Annotated in this window: 13 protein-coding genes and 1 riboswitch; of the genes, 3 read left to right on the forward strand and 10 right to left on the reverse strand. The window is 70.3% G+C overall.

Annotated elements, in window-relative coordinates; translation table 11 throughout:
* Window positions 1-140 precede the first annotated feature (140 nt).
* The 10 genes from ABZ318_RS25605 to ABZ318_RS25650 form a co-directional block, all read right to left on the reverse strand.
* Window positions 141-992, reverse strand: coding sequence for a thioesterase family protein (locus ABZ318_RS25605; protein WP_356904812.1), 852 nt, complete (start codon window positions 990-992; stop codon window positions 141-143).
* A gap of 26 nt (window positions 993-1,018) precedes the next feature.
* The gene (locus ABZ318_RS25610; RefSeq protein ID WP_356904813.1) at window positions 1,019-1,696 is read right to left on the reverse strand and encodes a trimeric intracellular cation channel family protein; all 678 of its coding nucleotides are present in this window, start codon (window positions 1,694-1,696) and stop codon (window positions 1,019-1,021) included.
* 147 nt (window positions 1,697-1,843) lie between these two features.
* Window positions 1,844-3,028, reverse strand: coding sequence for a dipeptide ABC transporter ATP-binding protein (locus ABZ318_RS25615; protein ID WP_356904814.1), 1,185 nt, complete (start codon window positions 3,026-3,028; stop codon window positions 1,844-1,846).
* Entirely contained in the window at window positions 3,025-4,074 is a 1,050-nt protein-coding gene (locus tag ABZ318_RS25620) for an ABC transporter ATP-binding protein (RefSeq protein WP_356904838.1), read from the reverse strand. The genes ABZ318_RS25615 and ABZ318_RS25620 overlap by 4 nt, the downstream gene beginning before the upstream one ends.
* Before the next feature lie 56 nt (window positions 4,075-4,130).
* Window positions 4,131-5,144 carry an ABC transporter permease gene (locus ABZ318_RS25625; RefSeq protein ID WP_356904815.1) on the reverse strand — a complete coding sequence of 338 codons (1,014 nt, stop codon included), beginning with the start codon at window positions 5,142-5,144 and terminating at the stop codon, window positions 4,131-4,133.
* Between the two features lie 122 nt (window positions 5,145-5,266).
* Window positions 5,267-7,021 (reverse strand): ABC transporter substrate-binding protein, encoded by a 1,755-nt coding sequence (locus ABZ318_RS25630; protein WP_356904816.1) that lies wholly within the window; start codon window positions 7,019-7,021, stop codon window positions 5,267-5,269.
* A 26-nt stretch (window positions 7,022-7,047) separates the two neighbouring features.
* On the reverse strand, window positions 7,048-8,046 hold the full coding sequence (locus ABZ318_RS25635) for an ABC transporter permease (RefSeq protein WP_356904817.1): 999 nt from the start codon (window positions 8,044-8,046) through the stop codon (window positions 7,048-7,050).
* 367 nt (window positions 8,047-8,413) lie between these two features.
* The gene (locus ABZ318_RS25640) at window positions 8,414-9,208 is read right to left on the reverse strand and encodes an enhanced serine sensitivity protein SseB C-terminal domain-containing protein (protein ID WP_356904818.1); all 795 of its coding nucleotides are present in this window, start codon (window positions 9,206-9,208) and stop codon (window positions 8,414-8,416) included.
* Between the two features lie 78 nt (window positions 9,209-9,286).
* Window positions 9,287-10,027, reverse strand: a complete 741-nt coding sequence (locus ABZ318_RS25645) for an enhanced serine sensitivity protein SseB (RefSeq protein ID WP_356904819.1) — start codon at window positions 10,025-10,027, stop codon at window positions 9,287-9,289.
* Window positions 10,028-10,295: 268 nt separating this feature from the next.
* On the reverse strand, window positions 10,296-10,952 hold the full coding sequence (locus tag ABZ318_RS25650; protein WP_356904820.1) for an AAA family ATPase: 657 nt from the start codon (window positions 10,950-10,952) through the stop codon (window positions 10,296-10,298).
* 160 nt (window positions 10,953-11,112) lie between these two features.
* Window positions 11,113-11,212: riboswitch (glycine riboswitch) on the forward strand.
* A gap of 174 nt (window positions 11,213-11,386) precedes the next feature.
* On the opposite strand from ABZ318_RS25650, the gene gcvT reads away from it, so the two are divergent.
* From gcvT to glyA, 3 genes are all read left to right on the forward strand, one after another.
* On the forward strand, window positions 11,387-12,511 hold the full coding sequence (gene gcvT / locus ABZ318_RS25655; RefSeq protein WP_356904821.1) for a glycine cleavage system aminomethyltransferase GcvT: 1,125 nt from the start codon (window positions 11,387-11,389) through the stop codon (window positions 12,509-12,511).
* A 77-nt stretch (window positions 12,512-12,588) separates the two neighbouring features.
* The gene (gene gcvH / locus ABZ318_RS25660) at window positions 12,589-12,966 is read left to right on the forward strand and encodes a glycine cleavage system protein GcvH (RefSeq protein ID WP_356904822.1); all 378 of its coding nucleotides are present in this window, start codon (window positions 12,589-12,591) and stop codon (window positions 12,964-12,966) included.
* 32 nt (window positions 12,967-12,998) lie between these two features.
* The gene (glyA, locus tag ABZ318_RS25665; RefSeq protein ID WP_356904823.1) at window positions 12,999-14,267 is read left to right on the forward strand and encodes a serine hydroxymethyltransferase; all 1,269 of its coding nucleotides are present in this window, start codon (window positions 12,999-13,001) and stop codon (window positions 14,265-14,267) included.
* Window positions 14,268-14,341: the final 74 nt, after the last annotated feature.

Below are 14,341 nucleotides of genomic sequence, written 5' to 3' on the forward strand. Positions count from 1 at the left end.
ACCGAAGAGGGACAGGAGGAGCGCGGACAGGACGGCGAAGACCGCCGATGCCCCGGTTCTTTTACGCGACATGATCACTTGCCTCTTGCTGTGCGCCCCCGTTGTGGGCGGTCGTTCCGCCGGGGCGGCGGGCCGCGGGCTCAGTCTCGGGGCGCGCGGGCCAGCTGGCGGGACTGGGCCACCAGGCGGTTCGCGCTGTCCCAGACCTCGGCGTCCTCCTCCAGGAAGCCGCCGGCGAGGTTCCGGGTGGTGATGGAGACCCGCAGCGGCCCGGGAGCCGGGCGGCAGCGGACGTGGGTCGTGAGCTCCACGGTCGGCGTCCAGCCCTTGAGCCCCAGCTCGAAGGAGGTCGGCGGCAGCGCGTCGACCGCGAGGAGCAGGGACAGGGCGTCCGGCTCCCGGCCGTCGGCCAGGCCGAACCAGGCGCGCATCTCGCCCTTCCCCGACGGCGCGCCGACCGCCCAGCCCACGCAGGCCGGGTCGAGGCGGAGGTCGAGCCGGTCGGCGATCGCCGAGGAGCCGGGGATCCGCGGGGCCGGGTTGTCGGCAGCGCTGAAGCAGTTCTCGATCGGGGCCATCGCCGGGGGCGTCGCGGCGGTGCGGACGTCGTCCGGGAGGGCGTCGAGGTCTCCGTACGAGGCGAGGACACGGATGCGCTCGACCTCGGTGCCGTCCTCGGCGTACTGGAAGAGCGAGGCCTGCCCGGTGGAGAGGGTCCGGCCGGTGCGGACGGTCTCCGTCCGGATCACCGCGGGGCCCGGCACGGACGGCGTCAGGTAGTGCGCCGAGATCGTGAACGGGTCGGGGTGCGGCAGGTGGTCGCCGAGGGCGCGGCCGAGCAGGGCGAGGAGATAGCCGCCGTTGACGGCGTGGATGATCGTCCAGCCCGCGGAGAGGTCTGCGTCGTAGACACCGGGTTCCCGGAGGGTGACGGCGGTGTCGCGGTCGAACTCGTACGTCCCGACGGAGGTCGGCTCGGTGCTCGTGCTCATGTTTCCGACGGTACCGCAGGTAGCTACTAAGCGGTAGCTTTCTGGGTGTCCTCCTCTCGCGCGGAGGAGCGGCGGTTCCAGGCGCGGGGCGCGCGCCAGTGGTAGCGCATCGCGAAGAGGCGGAGCGCGAAGGCGGTGACCACGGCGGCGCCGCTCGTGAACCCGTTGAGCACGTCGAAACGGATGCAGAGCACGACCATCGTCGCGCCCACGATCGCCGGGACGGCGTACAGGTCCCGGTCCCAGCGCAGCAGCGACGGCACCTCGTTCGCCAGCACGTCCCGCAGCACACCGCCGCCGACGGCGGTCGCGAGCCCCAGCGCGGCGGAGGAGGTCAGACCGAGGCCGTAGTCGTACGCCTTCGTCGTCCCCGTCACGCAGAACAGGCCCAGGCCCGCCGCGTCGAACACGTTGACGGCGGCCTGGGTGCGCTCGACCTCCGGGTGGAGGAAGAAGACGAGGACCGTCGCGATCAGCGGCATCAGGAAGTAGCCGAGGTCGGTGAAGGCGGCGGGAGGTACCGCGCCGATGACCAGGTCGCGGAAGAGACCGCCCCCGAGGGCGGTGACCTCGGCGAGGACGGCGATGCCGAAGACGTCGAAGTTCTTGCGGACGGCGAGCAGGGCGCCGGAGATGGCGAAGACGAAGATGCCGACGAGGTCGAGGGCGTGTTGGACGGAGGGGGTGAACAGATCGTGGAGCACGGCCCCATTGTCCCGGTTGTTCCCGGGGGCCCGTACGGGCGCGGTCCCGTGGGCCGGCGGGCCCGGGGGCTCCGCGCCGCGAGGACACCGGCCGCCCGACACGCCTGAGGGCCCGCCGCCCCGTGGCAGCGGGCCCTCAGGGGCGGGTCACGCCTCCGGCGCGTCGTCCGACTTCGCGGGCGCCTCCGCCGACTTCGCGGGCGCCTCGGCCTTAGGCGCCTCGACCGGCTCGGTCGGCTCGGTCGCCTCGACCGGCTCGGTCGGCTCCGGCTTCTTCGTGATCGTCACGTCCACCGACTCCCGAGCCGTCGGGACCGTCACCCCGTCCGCGTTCTCCGGGTGGTGGCAGGCCACGCGCTGGCCCGGGCGGAGCTCCAGGAGCGGCGGCTCCTGGGTCTTGCAGAGCTCCGTCGCCTTCCAGCAACGCGTGTGGAAGCGGCAGCCCGCCGGCGGGGCGATCGGGGACGGGACGTCGCCCTTGAGCAGGATGCGCTCGCTCTTGGCGCCCCGGCGGCGCGGGTCCGGCACCGGGACCGCCGACATCAGCGCGTTGGTGTACGGGTGCATCGGCGTTTCGTAGAGCGACTTGCGGTCCGCCAGCTCGACGATCTTGCCGAGGTACATGACCGCGATCCGGTCCGAGACGTGCCGGATGACCGAGAGGTCGTGGGCGATGATCACATACGTGAGGCCCAGCTCGCTCTGGAGGTCGTCCAGCAGGTTCACCACCTGCGCCTGGATCGACACGTCGAGCGCGGAGACCGGCTCGTCCGCCACCACGAGCTTCGGCTTGAGCGCGAGCGCCCGGGCGATGCCGATGCGCTGGCGCTGACCGCCGGAGAACTCGTGCGGGTAGCGGTTGTAGTGCTCGGGGTTGAGACCCACGAGCCCGAGCAGCCGCTGGACCTCCTCCTTCACGCCGCCCTCGGGCTCGACGCCCTGGAGCTTGAACGGCGCCGAGACGATCGTGCCGATCGTGTGGCGCGGGTTCAGCGAGGAGTACGGGTCCTGGAAGATCATCTGGACGTCACGGCGCAGCGGCCGCATCGCGCCGGACGACATGTGCGTGATGTCGTGCCCCTCGAACTCGACGCGTCCACCGGTCGGTTCGAGCAGCCGCGTGATGAGCCGGCCCATCGTCGACTTGCCGCAGCCGGACTCGCCGACGACGCCCAGGGTCTCCCCCGCGCGCACGTCGAAGGAGATCCCGTCGACCGCCTTGACCGCGCCGGTCTGGCGCTGCAGCAGACCCGTCCTGATCGGGAAGTGCTTGACCAGGCCCTCCACCTTGAGGATCGGCTCGGCGGATGCGTTCTTGTCGGTGTCGGTCACAGCATTGGCGCAATCTCTTCGGTCCAGATCCGGTTCCGCTCCTCCTGCGACATGTGGCACGCGGAGAAGTGTCCGGAGCCGACGTCCTGCAGATCGGGACGGACGGTACGCGTGATGTTGTCCTTGGGCACATCCGCGTACGGGCAGCGCGGGTTGAACGCGCAGCCGTCCGGCACGTTGATCAGTGACGGGGGCGAGCCCTTGACCGGGATCAGCCGTTCCGTCTGGTCGCGGTCGATGCGGGGCATCGAGCCCAGCAGACCCCAGGTGTAGGGGTGCTGCGGCTCGTAGAAGACCTGCTCCGCCGTACCGCGCTCGATGCACCGGCCGCCGTACATGACCAGCAGCTTGTCCGCCATCTCGGCGACCACGCCCAGATCGTGCGTGATCATGATGACCGCGGAGCCGAACTCCTTCTGCAGGTCCCGGATGAGGTCGAGGATCTGCGCCTGGACGGTGACGTCGAGGGCCGTCGTCGGCTCGTCCGCGATGAGCAGCTTCGGGTTGTTGACCAGCGCCATCGCGATCATCGCGCGCTGGCGCATGCCGCCGGAGAACTCGTGCGGGTACGAGTCGACCCGCTTGGCCGGCTCGGGGATGCCGACCCGGTCCAGCATGTCGATCGCCCGGGCGCGGGCGGCCTTCTTGGAGACCTTGTTGTGGACCCGGTAGGCCTCCACGATCTGCGCCCCCACCGTGTAGTACGGGTGCATCGCGGAGAGCGGGTCCTGGAAGATCATGGCCATCTTCTGGCCGCGCAGCCGCCGCACGTGGTCGGGGTCGGCGCCGATCAGCTCCTCGCCGTCCAGCCAGACCTCGCCGGAGATCCGCGCGTTGGGCGCGGCGCGGTGGAGACCCATCACGCCCAGCGAGGTGACCGACTTGCCGGAGCCGGACTCGCCGACGATGCCGAGCGTCTCGCCGGCCTTGACGTCGAAGCTGACGCCGTCGACGGACTTGACCAGGCCGTCGTCGGTGCGGAAGTGGATCTGCAGGTCACGGACGGAGAGGAAGGCGTCCTCGGTGCCGGAACGCTGGGCGGGCACCGGCTCTCCCACCGCGGCGGCCGGCGTGCCGGCCGTCTGCTCCTTGGAAACCTCGCTCACGAGTACCTCACCCTGGGGTCGATGGCGGCGTACACCAGATCCACCAGCAGATTGCAAAAGACGATGAAGAAGGCGGCGGTCAGGGTCACGCCCATCACGATCGGCAGGTCGTTCTCCTGCACGCTCTTGATGGCGTACTTGCCCATGCCCTGGAAGGAGAAGACCGTCTCGGTGATGACGGCGCCGCCGAGGAGGAGACCGAAGTCCATGCCGAAGATGGTGACGATCGGGGTGAGCGCGGCCCGCAGACCGTGCTTGCCGATGACCCGGCTCTCCTTGAGGCCCTTGGCCCGGGCCGTACGGATGTAGTCCTCGCCCATCGTCTCCAGCATTCCGGCCCGGGTGAGCCGGGCGTAGAGCGCGGAGTAGAGGAAGGCCAGCGAGCACCAGGGGACCAGCAGGTTCCACGCCCAGTCGATCGGGCTCTCGGTGAACGGCACGTAGTTGATGCCGTCCGACCAGACCGGCCACTGCACAGTGAGGACGCCGAGGGCGAGCATGCCCGTGAAGAAGATCGGCAGGGAGACGCCGGCGAGGGCGACGCTCATGAAGAAGCGGTCCAGGAAGGAGCCACGCTTCAGAGCCGAGACGACTCCGGTGGCGACACCGGTGATGAGCCAGATCACCGCGGCACCGATGGCGAGCGAGAAGGTGACCGGAATGCGGCTGACGATCTCGGGCCAGACCTCGATGTGACGCTTGAAGGAGTAGCCGAAGCAGGGGGCGTCACAGTGGGAGGCATCGGGGCCGAAGTTGTAGTCGGCACCGACGAAGATCTGCCGGATGAAGTCCCAGTACTGGACGTAGAGCGGCTGGTCGAGGCCAAGGTTCTCCTTGACCGCCCTCACCGTGTCGGGGTTGGCGTCCTTGCCCACGTACTGGGCCGCCAGTTGGTCCATCGTCTGGCCCGCGAGGCGGGGGACGAGGAAGAAGATCGCGAAGGTGACCGCGCTGACGACCAGCAGCAGGAGCACCGCGCCGAAGACGCGTCGGATGATGTACGCAGCCACAGCTATCCGGCGTCGGTGCCCGCCGGCGGCCGGTGTTCTCCCTCGTGGGGATCACCCGGCCGCGCGGCGGACACCGAAGCCATCACCTGCCTTTCGAACTCTCGGGGTGGCGGAACCCGCTGCTACTTGGCGGAGCCCATGAGCAGGTAGTCGTACATGCCCAGGTAGGCCTCGGAGACGGTGACGTTGGTCGCCGACGCGGGGCGCAGGAGCAGGTTCTTGCGGTAGAGCAGCGGCACCGCGGTGGCACCCTCGGCGACGGCCTTGTCGACCTGGCCCCAGATCTTCTCGCGGGCGGCGGTGTCGGTCGTCGCGATGCCGTCGTTCAGCATCTTGTTGATCGCCGGGTCGTTCAGCTCCTGGACGTTGTTGCCACCGGACGGCTTGATCGCCGAGCCGTTGATGATCTGGTCCAGGAAGCCGAAGCCGGTCGGCCAGTCGGCGCCCCACGCGCTCATGATCATGCCGAGCTTGTTGGCGTGGACGTAGCTCGGGTTGCCCGCGAAGTTCTGGAAGTACTTACCGGCCGGGAAGGACTTGATCTCCGCCTCGATGCCGATCTTCTTCAGCGACGCCTGGACCGCGGTGGCCATGGCCATCTCGGACGGGCGGTCGGAGCGGGCCGACAGGTTGGTCTTGAAGCCGTTCGGCTGGCCGCACTTGGCGAGGGCCGCCTTGGCCTTGGCCTCGTCGCCCTTGTTGCCGGCGGTCTCGTACAGGTTGAACTTGGTGTAGCCCGCGACGCTCGGCGGGATCAGCGTGCTGGCGACGTCACCCTTGGGGTCACCACCGGCGGCGGCCTGGACCGACGCCTTGTCGAGGCCCCACTGGACGGCCTTGCGGCACTCGATGTTGTTGAACGGCGCGACGTTGACGTTCAGGCCGATGTAGGACGTGGCACCCGCGTACGGGTTGTCCGTCTGCTTCTTCAGCTTGGCGTCGGTGAGGACCTTCGGCTGGGTCGCCGGGGCGACACCGGTGCCGGCACCGTCGACGGTGAGGTTGTCGGAGATCAGGTTCGCGTCGACCGTCTCCTGCTTCACACCGAAGCGGACCGTGATCTTGTCCGGCAGGGCCGGGCGGATCGAGTCGGTCTTCGGGTCCCAGTTCTCGTTGCGGACGAGGGTCGCGCCCTTGCCCTCCTCGTAGGAGGAGAACTTGTACGGACCGCTGGAGACGATGTGCTTGACGTACTCGGCACCCTTGTCGGCCGCACGCGGGACCGGAGCGGTCTGCGAGAAGGTCGCCAGGTAGTCGAAGTCCGCGAAGGCGTTCTTCAGCTTGAAGACGATCGTCGAGTCGTCCGGCGTCTCGATGGAGGCGATGCCGGCCGGGTTCTTGTCCTTGTACGGACCCTGGTACTTGTCGCCACCGATGAGGTGCGCCTTGAAGTACGTCGGGCCGTTCGACAGCGCCTCGGGGGCGAAGTTCGAGCGCTCGACGGCGTACTTCACGTCCTTCGACGTGATCGGCGTGCCGTCCTGGAACTTCAGGCCCTTCTTCAGGGTGTAGGTCCAGGTCTTCGCGTCGGCGCTCGGCTTGCCGAGGGACTCCGCGAGGTCCGGGACGACCTTGAGGCCTTCCTTGCCGGGGGCCGGCGCGAAGGAGGTCAGGGTCCTGCCGTACAGGCGGGAGAAGTTCTGCACCCAGCCGTAGTACGTGTTGCCCGGGTCCAGGGAGTCGGGCTCGTCCGACATCTCGAACGAGACGGTGCCGCCCTTCTTGTCGGACTTGTTGACGATCGACGTCAGCGCCGCGTCCGCTGCACCGGCGCCGCCCTTGCCGCCCTTGTCGTCCTTCGAGCCACCACAGGCGGACGCGCCAAGCGCCAGCACCACGGTCGTGGCGACCAGAACGGTCACTCTCTTCGTCTTCACCTGAGGAAAGCCCCCTCTATCGATGGTTACTTGCTGCGCGGGTCGAGGGCGTCTCGCAGCCCGTCGCCCAGCAGGTTGAACGCCAGGACCGTGATGAAGATGGCCAGGCCCGGCACGAACATGTACTGCGGATCGGCCTGGTAGGTGTCGACCGCGGTGGTGAGCATTCCGCCCCAGGAGGCCTGCGGCGGCGCGATACCGACACCGAGATAGCTGAGGCCCGCCTCGAACAGGATGTTGGTGGGGATCAGCAGCGTCGCGTAGACGAGGATCGGCGCCACCAGGTTCGGCAGCAGTTCCCGGAAGAGGATGAACGGCCCGCGGGCGCCGAGCGACCTGGCCGCCTCGACGAACTCACGGTTGCGCAGGCTCATCGTCTGGGCACGCACGATCCGGCCCATGTAGGGCCAGCTGAAGAACCCGATCACGAAGATCAGCACGCTGATCCGCAGGGGCAGCCCCGACAGGCCGAACGCGCCGTCCTGAAGGGTCGCCGAGAGGGAGATCGCGAAGAGGAGGAGCGGGAAGGCCAGGAAGGTGTCCATCAGCCGGCTGATGAGGGTGTCGGCCCAGCCGCCGTAGAAGCCGGCGACGATGCCCATGACCACGCCGATGACCACGGAGAGCACGGTGGCTCCGCCCGCGACCAGCAGCGAGACCCAGGAGCCCTCGATGATCCGGCTCAGGATGTCCCGCCCGAACTGCGGGTCCACGCCGAGCGGGTGGTCCCAGCTCATGCCGCCCCAGGCGCCCTTGGGCGCGAGGAGCGCCGGGTCGATGAGGTCCTGGTGGAACTCGTTGGGGTCCAGGCCGAAAATCGCCTGGATCGGCTTGGCCAGTACGGCGAGAAGCACGAGCAGGATGACGACGATGCCGCCCGCGACCGCCATCTTGTCGCGCTTGAAGCGCGTCCAGGCGATCCGTCCGAGGGAACGGCCTTCGATCTGGCTCCGTTTGGCCCCCATGAGTACAGCCTCCGGCTGCACCTCGGCAGCCGATCCGGTGGTCTCGATCGGTGCGGTCACAGTGCCTTAGACCCCTCCCGGCCGGCGGTAGCCGGCCCGTACCCGCCACTGATGGTGCGGAATTACCCAGAACGCCGCGTGTGACGCGGCTCGCACAAAGGGCCTATGCCCGGTGTTAGCGGGGAGTCTTCAACGGGTTCGCGATCACCCGCCAGCCCTGACGAGGAATGTTTGCTCAAACGTGATGCGGTGCTGAGACTTCCGTTATGCGGACGACGTGATCACCTGAGCGGACCATCTCGGGTTCTCTTCGCCTTAATCAGACATGCCGCTCAACTGGACGTTCGGGGTGCGGTATCAGGGCAAACGAAAGCCTCCGGAGAAAGCTCCGGAGGCCTTTGCCGACGAGTGGAACACGAGGGGCGTCTCAGTATCCGGACGGGGTCGGCGGGGGGTACCCGTACCCCGGTACGGCGGCGGAGCCGCGCCCTGCGTGCGCCTCGCGGTCGTAGAAGGGGCGCGCGTTCGCCCGCAGCCACAGGGCCACCGGGTCGTACGCGTCGGAGAGCGCGACCGTCGAGACGGGCAGTCCGTCGGGGACGGTGCCGATCGACTGGCGCATCATCGAGCGGACCTCGTCGACGGCCGCCGGGGACGTGTCGTACAGGTCGAGACCGATGACGAGGTACGGGGAGCCGAGCGCCGGCTGCACCCAGCCGCGGCGCAGCGTCCGGACGGCCGGGGTGCGGTGGGCGTTCTGCGTGAGCAGGGCGTAGAACTGCGGGATCTCCAGGGCGGGCTCGGTGACGCGCAGCGGCCCGGCAGGCATCCGGTCGAGGCCGGTGGCGATCCGGCGCAGGTCGGGCCAGGGGATGCCGACGCCGCCGCCGGGGGCGTGCGGATTGAGCCAGACGCCCCAGCGGTCCGGGTAGAGGGCGCGGGCGATGTCGCGGCCGGTGACGAGCTCGTGGGCGCGGTTCCAGCCGGAGGCGGCGAGCTCCTGGGCGGAGGTGACGCACGGCGCGTAGCCGTAGCCGTCGACCTCCATGTTCCCGTACTGGGCCTCGGGCGAGCCGGGGGCGCCCTGCCAGAGCAGCATCCACAGCTCGCCGTCGGCGAGGGCGTGCAGCAGCTGCTCGTACGCGTCGTAGCGTCCGGGGGCCACCTGGCGCAGCATGTGCTCGACCCGCCCTCCGGTCGCAGCGGTGCCTGACGCACTCACCCTGGGTCCCGCCCCTCTTCCGTCCACCACGTACGTCTGTCCAGCGATCGAGTCAGTTCAGCTTAAACAGGGGGCCGCTCAGGCGCCGCCGCGCTGGTAGAAGGGACGCACCCGCTCCAGCATCCAGTCGCCGACCGGGTCCTGCGCCATGTCGAGCAGGATGAGGTTGACCGGCCAGGCGACCTCGACCCGGCCGAGGGCGCGGCCGAGGGCGTCCAGGGGCGCGGTGCGGTCGGCGCCCTCCCAGTGGGAGAGCTGGACGCCGACGAAGAGCGCGGGTTCGGTGCCCTCGACACTGGCGAGGGCGCGGCGGGCGGTGGCGACGATGCCGGTGGCCTCGAACTCGGCGGAGGCGGCGGCGAGGAAGTCGACCGGGTCGTCCTGCCAGTCGGGCTCGAAGAGCCGGACGCGGCCGCCGCTGGCGGGCCCGTCGAGCGGGGTGCGGCCGACCCGGCAGAGCTCGGCGACGGCGGGCGGGGGCAGCGGGACGCCGACGGTGCCGCCGGGGTTCACGGCGATGCCGAGCTGCGGGGGCAGGCCGCGGGCGAAGTCACGGGCGGGGGCGACGGTGAAGGACATGTGGTCGCCGACGCAGGCGCGGAACTGCTGCTCGGAGCTGAAGACGGGCACGTAGGCCGCGCCGTCGATCTCCATGGTGGCGAGGTCGAGGCCCTGGCTGTCGGGGCCGCCGCCGTTGGGCAGGGGCACCCAGACCGGGCTGCGGCCCAGCACCTCGACGAGGCGGGCCCCCGCCTCGGGGTTGCCCAGTGAGGCGGCAAGGACCTCTTCGAGCTCGTTGCCCGGCCACGTCACGTCCACGGTCGTGTTTCCCCTTCTCGCACGGCCTTCCGCACCGGCCGCCCGGCAGCACCCTAACGCCGCGTCGCCGCCGCCGCGGACAAAGGGAGGGTACGGGCGTCCCGGACTTCCCGCGGGCCCGTCCCGGGACACGGACGGGGACGCCCGGCGCCGGACGGCGCGTCCTGGGAGCCGCGGGCCGCCCGAGGCCGGGGATCGGGGGGCGCGCGGCGAGGACCGGGCGCCGGGGCGGCCCCCGTCGCGAGGCCGTCCGATCGGGGCGGCGCCCTCAGGCCGCCTGCCGGAAGCCGATGCTGCGGAGGGAGTCGGCGGCGGCCCGGTCGAGGAGGGTCACCGAGGCGCAGCCGTGCGGGAGGCTGCCCGACTCGGCGGCCCGCAGGAGCCGGCCGACGGCCCGCCGGTGGCGCCCGAAGGCGTACGCGGAGACGCCCCGGCCCCGGGCGTGCTGGCCGGCCCTGGCGGTGTCCGGGGTGACGTCGAGGAGGAGCAGGTGCAGGGCGCGGCCGCGCCGTCTCGCCTCGCGGGCGAGCCAGCCCCGCACCCAGGACTGGGTGCCGCAGTCGTGGACGATCACGCTCGCGCCGGAGCGCAGGACGCGGCGCAGTGCGGCGTAGTGCGCGATCCGGACCAGGGGGCGGTAGACGGCGTAGGGCAGGAGGCGGGGCATGCGGGCCTCCCAGCGCTCGCGGGCGTCCTGGGAGTCGACGGCGCCGCTCCGGGCGGCGCGCTTCATCAGGGTGGACTTGCCGCTGCCGGGCAGCCCGGAGACGACGACGAGGTCGCCGGCGGCGAAGGTGAGGGAGCGGGGACCGCGGCCCCCGCGCTCGCGCAGGTCCCGCAGGAGGCGTCCGCGGCTCCGGGCGCGGGCCCGCTGGGACGGTATGCCGGTGCTCGCCGCGTACGCGCCGGTGTGCTGGATCCTCATCGTTCTCCCCCTGTCGGGTCTCAGGAGACCTGAGGAGACCCTTGCCCATGAAGTGTAAAGAAATGGTAATGGCGCGCAAGCGATTTGCCCCGCCGACACCGCGTGCGATGATGTGCGCGCCAGGCGCGCACAGTCGCCGCACAACCGCATACCGGCCGCTCGAATCCGCGCGGGAGAGTTCCGGACCGCCGAGCGCGTCCGGGCGCCGAAGGAGCAAGACCCTCCCTTGAATCTCTCAGGCCCCGTACCGCGTGGATGAGGCAGATCTGAAAAGCGGGACACCTCGCAGTGTCCCCACCCAAGGTGCAAGCCGACCTCTCGGTGACGAGATGCTCTCGGTGAACCTCTCAGGTTCCATGACAGATGGGGAGGACGTCCTCGCCCGTCATGTGTTTTCGTCACCGATCACGCCCTTGGGACCCGGGAGCCACCCCATGAGCACTGCCCCCCGCCTGACCGCCCTCGATGCCCTGCATCGTTCGCTGGGCGCGACCATGACCGACTTCGCCGGCTGGGACATGCCGCTGCGGTACGGCAGCGAGCGCGACGAGCACAACGCCGTCCGCACCAGGGCCGGCCTCTTCGACCTCTCCCACATGGGCGAGATCACCGTCACCGGCCCGCAGGCCGTGGAGCTGCTCGACTACGCCCTCGTCGGCAACATCTCCACCGTGGGCAACGGCCGCGCGCGCTACACGATGATCTGCCAGGAGGACGGCGGCATCCTCGACGACCTGATCGTCTACCGCCTCGGCGAGACGGAGTACATGGTCGTCGCCAACGCCTCCAACGCCCAGGTCGTCCTCGACGCCCTCACCGAGCGCGCGGCCGGCTTCGACGCCGAGGTCCGCGACGACCGCGACGCGTACGCCCTGATCGCCGTCCAGGGCCCGGAGTCCCCCGGCATCCTGAAGTCCCTCACCGACGCCGACCTGGACGGCCTGAAGTACTACGCCGGCCTGCCCGGCACCGTCGCGGGCGTCCCCGCCTTGATCGCCCGCACCGGCTACACCGGCGAGGACGGCTTCGAGCTGTTCCTGAAGCCCGAGCACGCCGAGGGCGTCTGGAAGGCGCTGACCGAGGCGGGCGAGGGCGTCGGCCTGATCCCCTGCGGCCTGTCCTGCCGCGACACGCTCCGCCTGGAGGCGGGCATGCCGCTGTACGGCCACGAGCTGACCACCGCCCTCACCCCCTTCGACGCGGGCCTGGGCCGGGTCGTGAAGTTCGAGAAGACGACCAACGAGGGCCGCTTCGTCGGCCGCGAGGCGCTCGAGAAGGCCGCCGAGCGCGCCGAGACCGCCCCGCCGCGCAAGCTGGTCGGCCTCGTCGCCGAGGGCCGCCGGGTGCCGCGCGCCGGCTTCCAGGTCGTCAAGGACGGCGAGGTCATCGGCGAGGTCACCTCCGGCGCCCCGTCCCCGACCCTCGGAAAGCCGATCGCCATGGCGTACGTGGACGCGGCGCACGCCACGCCCGGCACCCAGGGTGTAGGTGTGGACATCCGCGGCACCCACGAGCCGTACGAGGTCGTCGCGCTGCCCTTCTACAAGCGCCAGAAGTGACGCAGTCGTCTCACCTCGCGTCTCATCCCGCAAGACCCACGTTCATCAGTACTCCCCCGATCCAGGAGAATCAGGTCATGAGCAACCCCCAGCAGCTGAGCTACACCGAGGAGCACGAGTGGCTGTCGGCCGCCGAGGACGGCGTCTCGACCGTCGGCATCACGGAGTTCGCGGCCAACGCGCTCGGTGACGTCGTCTTCGCCCAGCTCCCCGCCGTCGGCGACACCGTCACCGCGGGCGAGACCTGTGGCGAGCTGGAGTCGACGAAGTCGGTCAGCGACCTCTACTCCCCCGTCACGGGCGAGGTCGTCGAGGCCAACCAGGACGTGGTGGACGACCCCTCCCTGGTGAACACGGCTCCGTTCGAGGGTGGCTGGCTGTTCAAGGTGCGCGTCGAGGGCGAGCCGGTGAAGCTGCTCTCCGCCGACGAGTACACCGCGTTCGCCGGGAACTGAGACCGGGCCCGAGACCCCCTAGGGATCGATTCATGTCGCTTCTGAACACTCCCCTCCACGAGCTGGACCCCGACGTCGCCGCCACCGTCGACGCCGAGCTCCGCCGTCAGCAGTCCACCCTCGAGATGATCGCCTCGGAGAACTTCGCTCCGGTCGCGGTCATGGAGGCCCAGGGCTCCGTCCTCACCAACAAGTACGCCGAGGGCTACCCGGGCCGCCGCTACTACGGCGGCTGCGAGCACGTCGACGTGGCCGAGCAGATCGCCATCGACCGGGTCAAGGACCTGTTCGGCGCCGAGTACGCCAACGTCCAGCCGCACTCCGGCGCCTCCGCGAACCAGGCCGCCCTCTTCGCGATCGCCCAGCCCGGCGACACGATCCTGGGTCTGGACCTGGCGCACGGCGGCCACCTCACCCACGGCATGCGCCTGAACTTCTCCGGCAAGCAGTTCAACGTGGTCGCGTACCACGTGGACGAGGCCGGTCTGGTCGACATGGCCGAGGTCGAGCGTCTCGCCAAGGAGCACCGCCCGAAGGTGATCATCGCCGGCTGGTCGGCGTACCCGCGCCAGCTGGACTTCGCCGAGTTCCGCCGGATCGCCGACGAGGTCGAGGCCTACCTGTGGGTCGACATGGCCCACTTCGCGGGCCTCGTGGCCGCGGGCCTGCACCCGAACCCGGTCGAGTACGCGGACGTGGTGACCTCCACCACGCACAAGACGCTCGGCGGCCCGCGCGGCGGCATCATCCTGGCGAAGAAGGAGCTCGCGAAGAAGCTGAACTCCTCGGTCTTCCCCGGTTTCCAGGGCGGCCCGCTGGAGCACGTGATCGCGGCCAAGGCCGTCTCCTTCAAGGTCGCGGCCTCGGAGGAGTTCAAGGAGCGCCAGCAGCGCACCCTGGACGGCGCCCGCGCGCTGGCCGAGCGCCTGGTCCAGGACGACGTCACCGCCCACGGCGTCTCCGTCCTGTCCGGCGGCACGGACGTGCACCTGGTCCTGGTGGACCTGCGCGGCTCCGAGCTCGACGGCCAGCAGGCCGAGGACCGCCTCCACGAGGTCGGCATCACGGTCAACCGGAACGCCGTTCCGAACGACCCGCGCCCGCCGATGGTCACCTCGGGTCTGCGCATCGGCACGCCGGCGCTCGCGACCCGCGGCTTCCAGGCCGAGGACTTCGCCGAGGTCGCCGACGTCATCGCCGAGGCCCTGAAGCCGGGCTTCGACGCCGACAAGGCCGCGGCCCTCAAGGCCCGGGTGACCGCGCTGGCGGACAAGCACCCGCTGTACCCCGGCCTGAAGTAATTTCGTACGCTTTAGTTCCGGTTTCATTCGTACGAAAGCTCCGGGGCACCGCGCACACTGGGCAGTGAGCGCGG

It is taken from the genome of Streptomyces sp. NPDC006197, from assembly GCF_040613865.1.
Lineage (GTDB): Bacteria > Actinomycetota > Actinomycetes > Streptomycetales > Streptomycetaceae > Streptomyces.